We start from the raw sequence: 18,004 nt of genomic DNA on the forward strand, positions 1-18,004 counted from the left end.
TCTTGGGAATCAACGCTTACATCATCCTGATCAAGGATAAAGTTCATTACATATTGTCTGATTCGGGCGGCCGATTCCCGGTCTCCAACCAATTTCCGGACCATTTTGTACGTTCTCACAAGGTCAGGGAAGTCGGTAAATGTGAAATGTGAGGAATCTTTAATTTGAATCCATATCCGTTTATTCGTTGAATGGGCAAATGGATCCTGACTCAGATGTCGATCTGAGGCCTCATTCCTACGGGACCGAGGTCAAGAGAATGATCTGAAGAGGATAAATCGATAGGCGCAGCTATTATCAATGTTATTGTTAGTACTGGTATTAAAAGAATCTGCCGGCAGAAGAATGGTGGTTACATCCACTTTCGTATTCCTATTGCTATTGACGGCATCCCCCGCCGGTATATATATTGAAATTAATATATTCCCGTGGTGTAACGGGTTGACAGACTGCAGAGGAGAACAGAAATGAGCCCGACCCAAGTATGGATCCCCATCGTGTTTTATTGGTTGCCGATGCTCTTCTTCTTCTACATGGGGGTGGACGTGCTGCTGCGCAACCCCAAGAAGATTGAACATCGTCTGGTTAGCGCAACGATCCTGTGCTACTTCCTGCTGTTCCTGGAGGAGTATATCCGGTATATGCTGCCGATTGAATATAGTCCTGTGCTGGCTGCGTTCTGGTTCGCCAATGCGGGCATCTTCATTCCCGGGCTCGGCTTTCACCTCGTTGCCCGGTTGATTGGCTTGCATAAGCGGCTGCCGCGGCCCTGGTACCCATACCTGTTTCATGTACTGGTGCTGGCTATTCCGGCTGGCCTGATCAGTCATCAATCGTATACCTCTGTCCAGGTGTTCGTTACCGCAGGAGTCTGGAAATGGCCGGTGGCCAACGCGGCTTATTACGGTACCTTGACGGCAAGCCTGCTGCTTAGCTTCATCCCCATCGTGATGTTGCGCAGCGCACGCAAATGGAGCGCGGCGGATCCGGCTTACCAGGAGCATGGAGGCATCTTCAAGCTGCTGGAGCACGGCTCCTGGGTTACGTTCGTCTGGGTAGCACTGTTCGGCTATATCCGCTTCGAGGAATTCATGCCGCCCTATGCCTATATTTACGGAGGACTGATCTGGTGCTTCGTGCTGCGTCTATCCATGCAGAAATACGAGTTCCTCAATCATGCGGGACAACGCTACGAGAAGATGTTTCAGATCAACTCCCAGGCAGCACTGCTCGTCTCGCTGCCCGGCAGCATCAAGGAAGCGAATTCGAGTGCCGGTAAGATGTTCGACCGGCTGGCTCTCGGGACGGCCAATCTTACCGATCTGGGCGGTGCGGATATCGTAGCCAAGCTGAGGGAGCAAGAGGATATCGGCGAGATGGAAAGGGTGCTGCGTAACGGAGACAGTATGATCGAGGTCATGATTAATGGTGATTACGTGTCGGTGGATCATGAAATCCATGCTGTTCTGCTTATTCGTGACATCGGGGCGCGCAATCAGCATTTGCGTCAAATCGCGTTCATGGCCTATCATGATCCGCTTACAGAGCTGCCGAACCGCAGGCATTTCTATGATGAGCTGGAGAAGGCTCTTACGGAAGCGGACCGTAACGGTGACGAGCTGGCGATTATGCTGATTGATCTCGACGGGTTCAAGCAAGTTAACGACCGGTACGGCCATGCGGCTGGGGATCTTGTGTTATGCCGGGTGGCCGTCATTATCCGTGAGCTGGCCCAGCCATCCGGACTGGCTGCCCGCTTCGGCGGCGACGAATTCGTGCTATTCTGCCCCTTGGGACACGATGGCCTTACTGCCGCGGAACTGGAACGCCGGCTGCAGGTAGCCTCCGAACAGGCTGTACTGGATTACGGGGGCGAGCAGCTGAAGATTGATATGAGCATCGGCATCAGTCTGTACCCGCGAGACGGCAGGACATCGGACGATCTGCTGCGGCAGGCCGACAAACGGATGTATGAGGTGAAGCGAAGAAGTCCAGGAGCTCCCACTGACAGAGACGATATGGCAAGTGAGACATTGCTGTAAGCTTGTACACAACTGAATAGAACCAGCAATAAAAACCCTTCTGGCGAAGGGTTTTTATATCGTTTATACTGAATAAACCAATTTACTTCATAGGAGCTGTGCCCAGAACATGATAAAGAAAGAAGCCGCACATATACGTAAGCAATTTAAGATGGACCATGATCAGCTGCATCTGTTCGATATTCTGAACGTGTATATTATGAAGGAAACCAATGAGATCTATCATTGTGAGCGCCAGCCGTTCGCTATGCTGGACCGCGAGAAGCAGGAGCTGTACATGGGCAATTTCCGGAAGCTGCTGACCGGAGAGCTGGATCATAAATTGTTCGAGCTGAAGTTCCTGGAGGAAGCCGAGGAACCGTCCCAGGTCATGCTTCACCAGGGTCTGGTGACGGGTGATCCGGAGGAATGGCAGGATCTGATGCTGATGCTCGTGGACAAAATGCTGGTGGATGTCAAGTATGAGAAAGATGCGGTAATCACATTTGTCCGCGGACAATACTTCCGGCCGACCAAGGCACGGAATGACGAAGCCGAAGAGACCGGTAAGGATGAGATGTTCTCACATCCGTTCATTCTATGCAGTGTGAACTCTACGGAGCAGCAGCGCAAAACCCTTCTGTTCGATTACGTGGAGCGGGAGTTCAAATACAACGTGATGGTCGATCCGATCATCAAGCTAAGTACGCCGGAGCAAGGGTTCTTCTACCCGAGTGTGACGGACAACTATTCCGATGTAAATCGTGTTCTGTATTGTACGGGGAGCTCGAATAATCCGAACCCGCATTTCATCGAACAGGTGCTCAATGCGGAACGGTCCGTGACAGCCATGGAAGAGAGATCCATCTTCGAGGATATTGTGAAGGAAATAACGGGCGAACAACTCGACGTGGCGACCATTGCGCAGGTATACGAGGAGATTCACCAGGTCATCGAAGACCACGAGGATGAGGAAGAACCGCCGAAGCTCGATTACCGGGATGTGGAGCGTGTCCTGAAGGCGAGCGGTGTAGAGGAAGTGACAATGGACAAGGTAGAGCGTGCATTTGAAACCATCGTCGACAACAAGCATTATGAGATGAAGGCAACGAGTGTGATACCGAAATTCACATCCAAATCGATCAAGATTGATACGAAGGTAGCTTCGATTACGGTCAGCCCACAGGATCTGAAGTATGTGAGACAGGTGAATTATCAGGGGAAACGCTGCATCATGATTGAGATTGATGAAGATGCCGTAATTGAAGGCTTCACGCTGCTTACGGAGATATGATAATAATCTTGGGTGTGCAGATAGACTTATCATAGAAAATATAGATAGAAAAGTAATGGGTTATCCCCGAAGTCTCTACAGACAGGGGATAGCCCTTGTTGCATTTGTAAGAATAGTTACTAATAAATGCGGAATCCAAGCTTTGGCAGCAGATATTTGATGGGTCCCGTCGCCCTTAAGGTTATAAGCTCAGCACCTTGGGCGGCAGCATCCTGGGCTGCAGCAATGATTGCAGCGGTAGCAACGCCTCTTCTTCGGAACGCGCTAGACACTGCAACAAACTCCAGGGAGAAGATTCCATTATGATTCATAAGGGAGGATACGCCAGCCAGTATTCCTTGATCATATATATTGAAGCATGCAAGAATACCTTCCTGACACACAGGGTAATGAAACTCGGGATGGATAATCGGATAACCTTGGTGAATGACAAAATTATTCAATAGCGCCCATAGCTTGAAATCCTCAGCACTGCTAACCTTCTTGATGCTAATACCTTCGGCTATGTCTGGATAATCAGGCATGTCGGCAACCAGCAGAGCCATCCCTGCCTCATCCTCATTAGGTTCTGACAATGGCTCTGGTCTATGTGCGCCTTCCCCAAAGTACTGAAGCAATCGCTCAGAGGGATACATCCCCCAGAAGGTATGCTCCTTGTGGTCTTGGATCTCCTGAACAACGCGAAGCGCTTCGGATTCTGGCAGCTGATCGATTTGAATATTATAAATGGACGTTCCGCCATGCTGTCCCTTTATAGGACGTATGATCGTGTAATGTGGAAGCTGCGCTGTCTCCATGTGTTCAGATTTTCCTAGAATATCCAGATAAAAAGTAGCGCTTTCTTCGATATGCCTTCTTATAGTTTGGTGATCCATATTCATCGCCCATTTCATATTTTTTTGTAATGTATACGCTATCATTTTGCTTGATTATACGGAATACGGATGAGAAGTACTGTAATAAATGTCAGCGGACTTTAAATTAAACAGGCCTATTCTGTTCAGTGGACAGAGTAGGTTTTTTGTATTGTCTCATGATAATGCAAGGGCGAAAGATATATTAATATCACTTTTTGATATATTTTTTTGTCTAAATGATTAACTTTTTTGCGAAAAATGTCGATAAACTAGGATGTAAACAATTTAACGCTGTAATGGAGAACATCGCGTAAGCGCCATCAATAATATAGGAATGGTCATTCGACAAGGAGGAAAGCTATGTTAAAAAAGATAGGGAAAATAGGAATGGCTTTGATGCTGGTAATTGGGCTGCTGCCGGTGATGTCACTCCGGGCTTATGCTGCCATACCTTCATTCACTGAAAAGGCAGACTTTGTTATTGAGCCTCCGTTAGCGAACACCACGAACAAGAGTGTAACTGATGCTGAGGGTCTTCCGAACGGGAATACGGCAGTAATTCTAAGCACATTTAATTATGTAGGGAATTCGTATGTTTATACTCATTTTTTGAAGGTTTATGATAACACAGGAGCGCTGATTACGGATATTAATCTGAGCAGCTTAATGGATACCTATTACAAAATGACAGATGTGAGTATGCTTGCGCTAAGTGACGGAAATCTGTTGATCACGTACAACAAAAGCGACAGCAGCAGTAACAATCTGCAATTAGGAACCGTTATCGAGAGCACTCCCAATACCTATTTCATGGTGATTAACGAGTCGGGACAGAAGGTGACTAGTCAGACTCAGATTAATACATTTTCTGCCGCCAGCAATCCCGCACTCACGCGTTTTGTAACGATCGCGGAGTTGTCTGACGGCAATATAGCTTTTTCGTGGCAAAGAAATGACAATGTCAGCACGGTTACGCGTGTATTCAGTGCTACGGGCACACCTGTTTCAAGCGAAACACTTCTAGTGAACTATAATGCAAGCATGTCTTATGTATCCGCTGGAGACGGCGTGTATATGGTTGCATACAACTCTGGAGCGTCAGCCGATAACATCTATCTGAAGCTCTTCACTAACAGCGGTGCGCTGTTAAAGACCATTGACTTGGGAGCAAGAACAGGCGAGAAACAGCTGTTTCTGTCTACGCTGGGCAACGGGAATTTCATGTTTAGTCAATATGACTGGAGAACCGGGAACTCCGAGGTCTCCTTATATGACAACGAGGGTACAAGCCAAGGCGGATTTACAGTAAGCGGCTATCTGGGCGAAACCTCAGCTGCTGTTTACAGGAATGGTGCCATGCCGGGCTTTGTAACCATAAGCACGGACCCCACCTCCAATGCTGCAATCAACGATGCGTACAATATCGGTACAGAATGGTCAGGAACCCAGTATGCTTACCTGAATTATTATGACTATGACGGTTACCTGGTCTCAGCACCCAATCAGCCTGTGGATTCCGCTCCGGTGGTCTTTGAGGGCTACAATGAAGCGACCTGGATGTTCGATGTGGAATATTATCCGAAATTCTCTGTATATCCCGCCTTCGGCGATAAAGTTGTCTTCATCAAAACAGATAATACCGATGCCAGCCATTACAGGATTAACGGGAAGCTGTTTGATACCGGACCGGCTCAGGGCAATCATGTATTTACGGTCACTAATACGAATGACAGCGGTGCGGGTTCGCTGCGCTGGGCATTAGAGCAGGCGGGTGCTGTCAGTGGCGGGCAGGTTGATTTCGATCCTTCGCTTGCGGGCCAGACGATTACGCTTCAGTCGAATCTGACAGGCTGGAACGATCAGGACTGGAAAGGTACGACCATCGGCGACGCTTCAACCGGCGGCTTCAAGCTTACAGGTATACAGGATGCCACGGGTCAACCGGCCATAACGATTAACGGCAATGGATACCGGGGCATTCTGGCCACCGGTTCGGGGATATTCGAAATGTCGGATGTTCGCCTGACTGGCTTTGATATTACCGACAGCAGTGGTATGTATGATGCTTTCGGCTCCGCGCTGGCGGTCGGCGGCAACTACTACAGCAGTATTCAACTGAATAACATAGTTTTTGACGCTAACACAATGACGTATAAGCAGACCGGATCGATCGCATCTCTAGCCGCGCTTGCTGCTCCGTACGAAGTTGATCTTGACCGGATAGTGTTCAAGGACAATGTGCTCACAGCCACCAGTACGACTGAAGTAATTCAGGGAGCTGCGCTATACTACAATGGTTACATGGATGGCGTAATCAGCAATTCTCTGTTTGCTAATAACAGCTCGAACAGCAATTCTACAAATGATGCTTACGGATCGGCCATCGGTGTAATGTTAGATCCGCATCTGAAGATCTGGAATAATACATTCTATAACAATCATGCGAATAATACAGGGACAGGGGCATCTTATGGTCCGGCAATGTATGCTGTGTCCAGTTCTCCCGGCTCCAGCTCACTGGATATCTACAATAATGTGCTGATTGGGAATAAGCAGGAGGCGGCTCCGGCAGGCACTTTGGAGGAATTGTTCTACAATTATAATAACGATACTCTTGTTGAGAGCGGAAATAATGTCATTTCCGGCGATCCGTTTGTGGATGCAGCGGGCGGCAATTTCCTTCTGAAGGGCTCCGCAGTATCGGCAATTAATCAAGGGGATAACACGAAAACAGCTGGAGCCCTGGATTTGGCAGGAGTGGCGCGTATTTACGGGGGGACGGTAGATATCGGAGCATATGAGTATGTTCCCGGACCTGCAGTCCCGGTTGCACTGCAATCGGTGGTTGCTGACGGCGTATCCGGAACAACAACCTCTACGAAGATTGATCTGACCTTCGATACCGCGATTGCCGGACTTACGGCAGATGATATCACGATTACGGATGGCACAGGCTCCGCATTAAAAGGGACTTTGAGCGGCGCAGGCACCCATTGGAGCATAGCGCTGACTTCTGTAACACAAGAAGGTACCGTATCTGTAGCGGTAATTGCACCTAACGGTTACACAATCAGCGGTTCGCCGATGGAGGCGACCGTATCGCTGTTCACGGCATCGCCGGAAGCGACGCCATCAGCCGTCATTGACTATGCGGCAGAGCAGCTGATGGATCTGACGCCGAACGGTTCGTACACGATAAACGGTACACTGGCGGTAACGGCGACAGCCGACGGTAAGCTGGCTATAGATAGCAGCTGGCTCGGAACATCGCTGAGTATTCTGAAGAAAGGCAACGGTTCGACAACTATAGACAGTGCGGCGCAGACAGTAAATATTCCTAATCGTCCGGCGGCACCTACTGGTGTGGCGGCAACGGATGAGACAGCGATCAGTGCGAATAACGGCACGCTGACAAACGTGACTATCGCGATGGAGTACAAGAAAGGCGCGACAGGCGCCTGGACGAATGTACTCACGACAAGCGTGACGGAACTGATTCCGGACACGTATTATGTCCGGACGAAGGCAACCTCGATGGCGTTTGCCTCAGAAGCACAGAGTGTAACGGTTGTGGCGTTTGTGCCAACAACGGAAGCGACCCCGGTCGCAGAAATTGACTATGTGGCAGAGCAGCTGACGGATCTGACGGCAAACGGCGAGTACACGATAAACGGTACGCAGACGGTAACGGCGACAGCCGATGGTAAGCTGGCTATAGATAGCAGCTGGCTCGGAACATCGCTGAGTATTGTGAAGAAGGGCAACGCATCGACGACTATAGACAGTGCGGTGCAGACACTGAGCCTTCCTGTTCGTCCGGAGGCACCGACTAGTGTGACAGCGACGGATGAAACAGCGATCAGTGCGAATAACGGCACGCTGACAAACGTGACTATCGCGATGGAGTACAAGAAAGGCGCGACAGGCGCCTGGACGAATGTACTCACGACAAGCGTGACGGAACTGATTCCGGACACGTATTATGTCCGGACGAAAGCGACCTCGATGGCGTTTGCCTCAGAAGCACAGAGTGTAACGGTTGTGGCGTTTGTGCCAACATCGGAAGCGACCCCGGTCGCAGAAATTGACTATGTGGCAGAGCAGCTGACGGATCTGACGGCAAACGGCGAGTACACGATAAACGGTACGCAGACGGTAACGGCGACAGCCGATGGTAAGCTGGCTATAGATAGCAGCTGGCTCGGAACATCGCTGAGTATTGTGAAGAAGGGCAACGCATCGACGACTATAGACAGTGCGGTGCAGACACTGAGCCTTCCTGTTCGTCCGGAGGCACCGACTAGTGTGACAGCGACGGATGAAACAGCGATCAGTGCGAATAACGGCACGCTGACAAACGTGACTATCGCGATGGAGTACAAGAAAGGCGCGACAGGCGCCTGGACGAATGTAGCAGGCACAACCGTAACAGGGCTTGTCCCGGACACATATTATGTCCGCACGAAAGCGACCTCGATGGCGTTTGCCTCAGAAGCACAGAGTGTAACGGTTGTGGCGTTTGTGCCAACATCGGAAGCGACCCCGGTCGCAGAAATTGACTATGTGGCAGAGCAGCTGACGGATCTGACGGCAAACGGCGCGTACACGATAAACGGTACGCAGACGGTAACGGCGACAGCCGATGGTAAGCTGAGTATCGAGAACAGCTGGCTCGGAACATCACTGAGCATCGTGAAGAAGGGCAACGCATCGACGACTATAGACAGTGCGGTGCAGACACTGAGCCTTCCTGTTCGTCCGGAGGCACCGACTAGTGTGACAGCGACGGATGAAACAGCGATCAGTGCGAATAACGGCACACTGACAAACGTGACTACCGCGATGGAGTACAAGATTGGCGCGACAGGCGCCTGGACGAATGTAGCAGGCACAACCGTAACAGGGCTTATCCCGGACACGTATTATGTCCGGACGAAGGCAACCTCGATGGCGTTTGCCTCAGAAGCACAGAGTGTAACGGTTGTGGCGTTTGTGCCAACATCGGAAGCGACCCCGGTCGCAGAAATTGACTATGTGGCAGAGCAGCTGACGGATCTGACGGCAAACGGCGCGTACACGATAAACGGTACGCAGACGGTAACGGCGACAGCCGATGGTAAGCTGAGTATCGAGAGCAGCTGGATCGGAACATCACTGAGCATCGTGAAGAAGGGCAACGCATCGACGACTATAGACAGTGCGGTGCAGACGATAAGCCTTCCTGCTCGTCCGGTGGCGCCTACTGATGTAGCCGCTACGGATGAAACGGCGTTAAATGCTAACGATGGTACATTGACGAACGTAACAACCGAAATGGAATATAGGAAGGGGACTGCGGGTGCCTGGACAGATGTAGCAGGCACAACCGTAACAGGGCTTATCCCGGACACGTATTATGTCCGGACGAAGGCAACCTCGATGGCGTTTGCCTCAGAAGCACAGAGTGTAACGGTTGTGGCGTTTGTGCCAACAACGGAAGCGACCCCGGTCGCAGAAATTGACTATGCGGCAGAGCAGCTGATGGATCTGACGCCGAACGGTTCGTACACGATAAACGGTACGCAGACGGTAACGGCGACAGCCGATGGTAAGCTGGCGATCGATAGTAGCTGGATCGGAACATCACTGAGCATCGTGAAGAAGGGCAACGCATCGACGACTATAGACAGTGCGGTGCAGACGCTGAGCCTTCCTGCACGTCCGGTGGCGCCTACTGATGTAGCCGCTACGGATGAAACGGCGTTAAATGCTAACGATGGTACATTGACGAACGAAACAACCGAAATGGAATATAGGAAGGGGACTGCGGGTGCCTGGACAGATGTAGCAGGCACAACCGTAACAGGGCTTATCCCGGACACGTATTATGTCCGCATGAAAGCAACGGCAGCGGCATTCACCTCGGCTTCGGTGCAACTGACGGTATTGTCGTTCACGGCAACGCCTGAAGCGACTCCGGCAGCGGACATTGAATATGCGGCTGAGCAACTGACCGGTCTGACACCGAACGCTTCATACACAGTGAACGGTATACCAATAACAGCGGCAGCGGATGGTAATTTAGCCATCGATAAGAGCTGGCTGGGATCGTTACTGAGTATCGTGAAGAAAGGTAACACCTCGACGACTACAGACAGTGTGGCGCAGACATTGAGTCTTCCAGCCCGTCCGGCAGCACCGGTTGGTGTCAGTGTTACAGATGTAACGTATAACGGGGCGAATGACGGTATTCTGCAGAATCTGACAGTACAAATGGAGTACAAGATAGGCAGTACAGGCCTTTGGTCAGAAGTTACAGACACAATCATTACTGGCCTTGCACCAGACACGTATTATGTACGGGAGAAGGCAACGGCAACAGCATTCGCTTCTAATATTGCTCAGGTTACCGTTCATGACTCGGATGCAGTCATCCCGGCTGCACCTGAAGTGGCAGCGGATGACCAGAACAATACCATTGTTGGTCTGGATACCAGTATGGAATTCTCAGTGGACGACGACGGAACTTTCGTACGCTACGACGGAACCAACCTGCCGGACCTCAGCGGTGAACACACCGTTAAGGTAAGGGTTGCGGCCAGCGGATCGGTTCCGGCGGGGCCGGCAACTACGCTAACCTTTACAACTAATGAGCTTATCCCTGCGGGGGGCTTGACCGTGAGCGCCAGCGATCCAAGTGGTACGGGGAATAACGGATATACGCAGATCAGCGTTACACCGGAGCCAGCTCCAGGACATAAGCTGCTGTACAAGAATTTTGGCACTGGCAGCGTTGTTGCACCTAATGCGGGGGAAATCCTGACGGGATACACCCTTATAGGAATCAATGGGCTGATTCCAGCGGCTAATGGCGATAGGATCGGGATAGCAGAAGTAGATGCTGACGGTAAGGTAGTGAAGTACGGCAGCACAACAGCTGCTGTGGTGGCTGAGGTTGTTGCACCGGAACCCGATCCGGTTAGCCCGGGAAGCGGAAGCAACCCGAATAGCGGAACTCCTACCGGGAACACGGCGGGCAATGTTACCGATGTGATCGTCCTTGTTAACGGCAAGGAAGAGAACGCAGGCAAAGCAACAACAACGACCTCCGGAAACTTGAGAACAACTACAATTGCCGTAGACCCCGCTAGACTCCAAGCCAAGCTGGATGCGGAAGGTAATGGAGCTGTAGTTACCATTCCGATGATGCTGGATTCGAATATTATCGTTGGCGAGTTGGACGGCCAGATGATCAAGAACATGGAGAATGTATCGGCTACCCTGGTGCTTCAGACAACCAAAGGTACGTATACTTTGCCGGCATCCGAGATCAACATTGGTGCGTTGGCCGAGAGACTAGGAAACGGGATTAAGCTGGAGGACATTACGCTGAAGATTACGATTGGCGGGACCCCGGCATCCATGAACCAGGTAGTGACAGCTGCTGCAGGCAGAGGGAGCTTTACCCTTGTTGCACCGTCTCTGGATTTCACCGTTACCGCAACTTACGGTACATCGACAGTGGAAGTGAGCCGGTTCAATGCTTACGTGGAGCGGACAGTAGCTCTTCCGGATGGTATTGACCCTAACCGGATTACGACGGGAATCGTGGTTGACCTGGATGGAACAGTACGTCATGTACCAACCAGACTCGTCCAGAAGGACGGCAAATATTACGCAGAGATTAACAGTCTGACGAACAGCACGTATTCTGTGGTCTGGCATCCGCTGACTTTTGCGGATGTAGACAATCACTGGGCGAAGAACGCAGTGAACGATATGGGATCGCGTCTGGTCATTAACGGTGTGAATGAAACGACCTTCAACCCGAATGCAGATATCACCCGTGCAGAGTTCGCAGCGATTATCATACGCGGCCTGGGATTGAAGCTTGGGGAAGGAACATCGGCGTTTGCAGATGTTGCAGCGGATAGCTGGTATGCAGCGGCGGTGGAAACAGCATCCGGATACGGGCTGATCACCGGATTCGAAGATGGAACCTTCCGTCCGGAAGCCCGGATCACACGTGAGCAGGCCATGAGTATTATCGCCAAGGCGATGAAGCTGACAGGCCTGGCAGACCAGACTGGTACAGTGGATACAGCAAGTGTACTTGCAGCCTTTACAGATGCAGGCAGCATAGGCGCCTGGGCCGGGGATAGCCTGGCACTTGCTGCTAAGGCGGGCTTAATCACCGGCCGTGGGGACAGCAAGCTGGAGGCGAAAGCTAATGTTACCCGCGCGGAAGTGGCAGTGCTGATTCAGCGGCTGCTGCAGAAGTCGGATTTAATTGATTAATTAGGTTAATTAAGGAGAAGCGAATTCAGACGTAGAGCTGAATTCGCTTTTTTATTGTTTAGAAAATTATACAATTTCCAGAAATATGGAGATGGAGTTAATTGATATTGATTATCAATATCAATTATGTTAATATAATTTTGTTCACTAGCGAACAAAATAAAACAGTCTATAGCTGACACTGAACTTGGTCTGCAACTATTACAAGAGAGGGGAGATAGCGAAATTGGAGTTTCAAAATAATTTTAAGGGTCATCTTTACGAGCAATATATTAGAATGCTGCATCTAAATGAGTTGTATACAGAACAAGAATTTAACTCGTTTCGGCAACAGGCCAGAAAATACCAGATTGATATGCTCTCTAACAATATTACGAGTGTACACGTGATTGATTGCATTGGTGACAATGAACCGATAAATCACACCGGGATTGTGGAGAAGATGGGGTTGTCCAAAGCTGGCATTAATAAAATTTGTTCAAAGCTGCTGGAAATGGGCTTCATTATGAGAAGTCAACTGAACAACAATCGTAAGGAGATTTACTTTAGTTTAACGGATAAGGGAAGACACGTTTATGATTTGCATAAAGAGCTCCACAAAGAAAAAGAAGAAAGGTTCTACCAATTCATTGAATCCTATACAGAGGCTGAACTGCAGACTATTGGCAAATTCATGAGCGATTTGGTGGCGCGTGCCGAAGAATACTCCGAAGGGAAGTTTACGATAGATGACGACATTGAAGATTGAGGAATTAAGATCCAAGATTGAAGGGAAAGAAATTTTAAAAGGGCTCTCACTGGAGATTCAGGGCGGAGAGATTCATGCGATTATGGGGCCCAACGGGACGGGGAAAAGTACGTTAGCTTCAGCTTTAATGGGCCATCCCAAATATGAGGTTACTGGCGGCAAGGTGACACTAGACAATGAAGATCTTTTGGAGATGGAGGTGGATGAGCGTGCCCGGGCAGGCTTGTTCCTCGCTATGCAATACCCAAGTGAAATTGCCGGTGTAACCAATTCGGATTTTCTCAGAAGTGCCATCAATTCACGGCGTGAAGAAGGAGAAGAAATATCCTTAATCCGTTTCATCCGTGAAATGGAGAGCAAAATGAAGGGGCTGGAGATGAACCCGGAATTTGTACATCGTTATTTAAATGAGGGTTTCTCCGGCGGTGAAAAAAAGCGGAATGAGATTTTGCAAATGATGCTGCTTGAACCCAAGTTTGTGATCCTGGATGAAGTGGACTCCGGGCTTGATATTGATGCACTGCGTATTGTGGCCAATGGTGTAAATGAGATGCGCAGCGCGGATAGAGGCTTTTTAATCATCACCCATTATCAACGATTGCTGAATTATATTACCCCGGATTTTGTGCATGTCATGATGAAGGGCCGGATCGTTAAATCTGGCGGTCCGGAGCTTGCCAACCGTTTAGAGGCAGAAGGGTACGATTGGGTAAAAGAAGAGCTTGGGATTACCGATGAGGCAGTAGGCGAGGAAGTTTAAGGGCCGGAGAGGAGGAATAGCAAATGGCTATACAAGCAAGAAATTCAATGAATGTGGACAATTTACGCGCATGGTCAAGCGCTAAGGATGAACCCCGCTGGCTGCTTGAACGCCGGATTCAGGCACTCGGGCTGGCAGGGACGCTGGAGCTGCCAAGCGTGGAGAAAATCAAACTCGAAAAATGGGATATCCACGAAAGTGGAGATTACAAAGCTGAGAATGCGTGGTCAGGTTTGGAAGATGCGCCAGAGATTGTTCGAGGTTTGGTGGCTTCTCCAGTGAAAGGCGGACTAATCGTTCAGTTCAATTCGGATGTAGTGTATACGGAATTGTCCGGGAGCTTAGCCGCCCAGGGAGTAATTTTAACAGACCTGCATACTGCGGCAAAAGAGCATGAGGAGTTGGTTCAACGTTATCTCTTTCATGCAGTGAAGCCGGAAGAGCACAGATTGTCCGCTGTGCACAGTGCCTTATGGAGTGGTGGCGTTTTTCTATATGTCCCAGACGGTATAGAGGTAGAAGTTCCCATTCAAGCGATCTTTTATAGCGATACGAGCGGGGGGCGCTTTGCTCCTCACATCTTAATTGTGACTGGTAACAACAGCAAGATCAGCTATGTGGATCATTATATATCGAGCAGAGATGATATCAAGGTTTTGCATAACGGTGTGGTAGAGGTGTTTGCAGGGGCAGGCTCCAAGGTGCAGGTCGCTTCTGTTCATCAGCTTGCTGCAGCAACAACGGACTTCACCCAGCGGCGTGCGGTTGTGCTTGCGGATGGCGGTGTAGAATGGATTGTCGGCGAGATGAATAATGGCTATACCGCCAGTGATACCAAGACATTACTCCAAGGCAACGGGTCCATCTCTGACGCTAAGGTGATTGCGATAGGCTCTGGGGGGCAGAAATTGAGTTTTACTACGCAAGCCCAGCATTTTGGCAGAAGCTCGGTGAGCCAGATGATCACACGCGCAGTAATGCGTGAAGAAGCTACAGCCATTATCAACGGGATTACAAAAATTGAAAAAGGTGCGACCCATTGTGATGGTCAGCAAACAGAACGTGTACTGATGTTAAGTCCAAATGCGCGCGGCGATGCCAATCCGATCCTGCTGATAGATGAGGATGATGTAACCGCCGGTCATGCTGCATCCGTGGGGCAAGTCAATGCGGAACAAATCTATTATCTGATGTCGCGCGGGATCTCACGGAGTGAAGCCGAATATCTTGTTATTTTCGGATTCCTCGCTCCTGTCATTTCGGAGATCCCGCTGGAGGGAGTGCGTAGCCGTCTGCAGGATGTAGTGGAGAAAAAGCTTGGCAGATCATAGGGAATCAGGGGCCAATCAAAGTGAGTCGTATGAAGGTTAAAAGGAGCGATACTAATGGCTAAAAAAGCGCCGGATATGGGTGAATATAAATATGGGTTTCGCGATGAACACCAGTCTATTTTTCAATCTGGAAAAGGTCTGACTGAAGAGATTGTCCGGGAAATTTCCCGAATCAAGGAAGAGCCGGAGTGGATGCTCGATTTTCGGCTGAAAGCTTTGAAGCAATTCTACAAAATGCCGATGCCTGGGTGGGGAGCGGATTTGTCCGGGCTAAATCTTGATAACATCCAATATTACGTTCGCCCTTCCGAAAAACAGGGAAAGACCTGGGAGGAGGTTCCCTCCGAGATTAAAGCAACCTTTGACAAGCTAGGTATTCCTGAAGCGGAGCAAAAATTTCTGGCAGGCGTATCCGCTCAATACGAGTCGGAAGTAGTCTATCACAGTATGCGGAAGGAACTGGAGGATCAGGGAGTGGTTTTCCTTGATACGGATACTGCTTTAAAGCAATATCCTGAAGTGTTCAAACAACATTTTGGAACGATCATCCCTCCCGCCGACAATAAATTCGCTGCGCTTAACAGCGCGGTTTGGTCAGGTGGCAGCTTTGTATACATCCCGAGAGGTGTTCAGGTTGAGGTTCCGATCCAAGGGTACTTCCGGATTAATTCTGAAAATATGGGACAATTCGAGCGGACATTAATTATTGCCGAAGAGGGCAGCTTTGTCCATTATGTTGAAGGATGCACAGCGCCTATTTATAGTACCAGTTCTCTGCATAGCGGAGTTATTGAAATTATTTGCCGGAAAGATTCCCGTGTCCGTTACACGACCATCCAGAACTGGGCTCCTAATATCTACAATTTGGTAACCCAAAGGGCTGTGGCAGAGGAAAATGCCACAATGGAATGGGTGGACGGCAACATCGGCTCCAAGGTAACCATGAAGTATCCGGCTGTACTATTGAAAGGAAGGGGAGCTAAGGGGTCCATCCTGTCTATTGCCGTAGCCGGAAAAGATCAGCATCAAGATGCCGGCGCGAAGGTGATTCACCTTGCTCCCGAGACAACATCTACGATTATATCCAAATCCATCAGCAAGCAGGGCGGCAAAGTAAACTACCGGGGATTGTCCAGCTTCAGCCGTGATTCCGCAGGCTCCAAGGCTAATATTAAGTGTGATACGTTGATTTTGGACAATCTGTCATCATCAGATACGATTCCGTACAATGAAATTAAGAACGATCAGATTACCTTGGAGCACGAGGCAACAGTATCCAAAGTGTCCGAGGAGCAATTGTTTTACTTAATGAGCCGCGGGCTTACAGAACAAGATGCCACACAAATGATTGTAATGGGCTTCATTGAGCCGTTTACCAAAGAATTGCCGATGGAATATGCCGTTGAAATGAATCGGCTGATTCAATTTGAGATGGAAGGAAGCATCGGTTGATTCATAAAGGAAGTACGAGGTGTTGGTAATGAAGAAAAAGAATTCGGACAATTCAGAACTAGCTCAACTTACCCGGGAGATACGGAAACTTCAGTTCTACTACAATATGCTGTCAGGATTGAGCGCAAGCTGTGGTGCGTTGATACCTTTAGACTCTGTTTATACGCTTATAAGGGAACTTTCGGATCAAGAGGCCAATCTTAGGAAAAAAGCAAAGGACCACTCAGTAAAACAATGAGAGGAGTTGGCATAATGGAGGAGAATGGAATTTTATTCGATGAAGTAGCGGAAGTGCTACTCAAACTACGTCCTTTCTTACTGCGTGACGGTGGTGATGCTGAACTCGTCGAGGTTGAAAACGGTATAGCCAAATTAAGATTTTTGGGAGCTTGCAACGGTTGCCCAAGTGCTACGATTACGTTAAAGGCTGCTATTGAGCGCGCAATTCTTGAGGAAATCGATGATATTAAAGAAGTTGTACAAGTATACTAAATTCCTTTTAACAGAAGAGGCTGTTATACAAAAATCCGCATAGAAGATGTCGCCGGAAAGGAACTCTTCAGGGGTTCCTTTTTCAATACTCATACCGTTCTTCATCATGAGGATGACATCCGCAGAAAAAAAATGCCGAATCATTAAGACATACGAAGGAAAGGATTGATTTAAAAATGTTCGAGAAAATTTTCGTGGCCATCGATAATTCTGAAATAACTAACAAAATCCTTGAAGCAACCGTTGAAATTGCACATAACAAAAATACTCAGGTAACTTTGGTGAATGTCAGCCATGCATATGTAAACAGCGGAATGTCATATATACCAGAGAGCTACTTGGAAGAAATGTTAAATGAAATGGAAAAGATGAGTTTAGAACAGCTTCAACAAGCCCAATCCAAATTAGCGACTGAAGGGATCTTTGCAGAAACGATTCATCTTAAGGGAGACCCTGCGCATGAAATATTAAATTATGCTAAAAACACCAAACAGCAACTAATTATTATTGGAAGTCGTGGGCTAAGCGGTATAAAAGAAATGATGTTAGGTAGTGTCAGTCACAAAGTTTCACAGTTATCGAATTGCCCCGTCCTGATTGTTCACTAAATTTCATATTTTTTGGGTGGAGGCCAGAACGAGCACGGCCCGACGGACCTGAACCGGATCGGATCTCTGATGGGGCACTAGTTGGAATTTCTCCACTTGCTCATGAACGGAGGCACCCTTGCCGGGCAACAGTTGGATAATCAGCACTTAATATGCCGGAAATA

General features: G+C 49.0%; 10 protein-coding genes. 9 read left to right on the top strand and 1 reads right to left on the bottom strand.

Translation table 11 applies throughout. From position 1 onward, the window contains the following. Positions 1–467: 467 nt before the first annotated feature. Entirely contained in the window at positions 468–2,042 is a 1,575-nt protein-coding gene (locus R50912_RS03785; RefSeq protein WP_042232563.1) for a GGDEF domain-containing protein, read from the top strand. Positions 2,043–2,151: 109 nt separating this feature from the next. Continuing rightward, on the top strand, positions 2,152–3,315 hold the full coding sequence (locus R50912_RS03790; protein ID WP_042232566.1) for a DUF4317 domain-containing protein: 1,164 nt from the start codon (positions 2,152–2,154) through the stop codon (positions 3,313–3,315). Between the two features lie 119 nt (positions 3,316–3,434). Here the strand turns inward: R50912_RS03790 and R50912_RS03795 are convergent, their stop codons facing one another. After that, positions 3,435–4,190 carry a GNAT family N-acetyltransferase gene (locus tag R50912_RS03795; RefSeq protein WP_197073033.1) on the bottom strand — a complete coding sequence of 252 codons (756 nt, stop codon included), beginning with the start codon at positions 4,188–4,190 and terminating at the stop codon, positions 3,435–3,437. A 342-nt stretch (positions 4,191–4,532) separates the two neighbouring features. Here R50912_RS03795 and R50912_RS03800 point away from each other — a divergent pair, with 342 nt between their 5' ends. The 7 genes from R50912_RS03800 (at position 4,533) to R50912_RS03835 (ending at position 17,840) form a co-directional block, all read left to right on the top strand. Then, positions 4,533–12,449 carry an S-layer homology domain-containing protein gene (locus R50912_RS03800; RefSeq protein ID WP_081956368.1) on the top strand — a complete coding sequence of 2,639 codons (7,917 nt, stop codon included), beginning with the start codon at positions 4,533–4,535 and terminating at the stop codon, positions 12,447–12,449. A gap of 226 nt (positions 12,450–12,675) precedes the next feature. Then, positions 12,676–13,197 (top strand): MarR family transcriptional regulator, encoded by a 522-nt coding sequence (locus R50912_RS03805; RefSeq protein ID WP_042232571.1) that lies wholly within the window; start codon positions 12,676–12,678, stop codon positions 13,195–13,197. Further along, positions 13,178–13,957, top strand: a complete 780-nt coding sequence (gene sufC, locus R50912_RS03810) for a Fe-S cluster assembly ATPase SufC (RefSeq protein ID WP_042232573.1) — start codon at positions 13,178–13,180, stop codon at positions 13,955–13,957. Before R50912_RS03805 ends, sufC begins: the two co-directional genes overlap by 20 nt. 23 nt (positions 13,958–13,980) lie before the next feature. After that, on the top strand, positions 13,981–15,288 hold the full coding sequence (gene sufD / locus R50912_RS03815; protein WP_042232575.1) for a Fe-S cluster assembly protein SufD: 1,308 nt from the start codon (positions 13,981–13,983) through the stop codon (positions 15,286–15,288). Positions 15,289–15,342: 54 nt separating this feature from the next. Then, a complete protein-coding gene (sufB, locus tag R50912_RS03820; RefSeq protein WP_042232577.1) occupies positions 15,343–16,740 on the top strand; it encodes a Fe-S cluster assembly protein SufB in 1,398 nt (465 codons plus the stop codon). A gap of 252 nt (positions 16,741–16,992) precedes the next feature. After that, positions 16,993–17,232 carry a NifU family protein gene (locus tag R50912_RS03830; protein WP_042232579.1) on the top strand — a complete coding sequence of 80 codons (240 nt, stop codon included), beginning with the start codon at positions 16,993–16,995 and terminating at the stop codon, positions 17,230–17,232. 176 nt (positions 17,233–17,408) lie between these two features. Next, on the top strand, positions 17,409–17,840 hold the full coding sequence (locus R50912_RS03835) for a universal stress protein (protein ID WP_042232581.1): 432 nt from the start codon (positions 17,409–17,411) through the stop codon (positions 17,838–17,840). Positions 17,841–18,004 lie beyond the last annotated feature (164 nt).

Source organism: Paenibacillus sp. FSL R5-0912, from assembly GCF_000758605.1.
Classification (GTDB): Bacteria; Bacillota; Bacilli; order Paenibacillales; family Paenibacillaceae; genus Paenibacillus_AQ.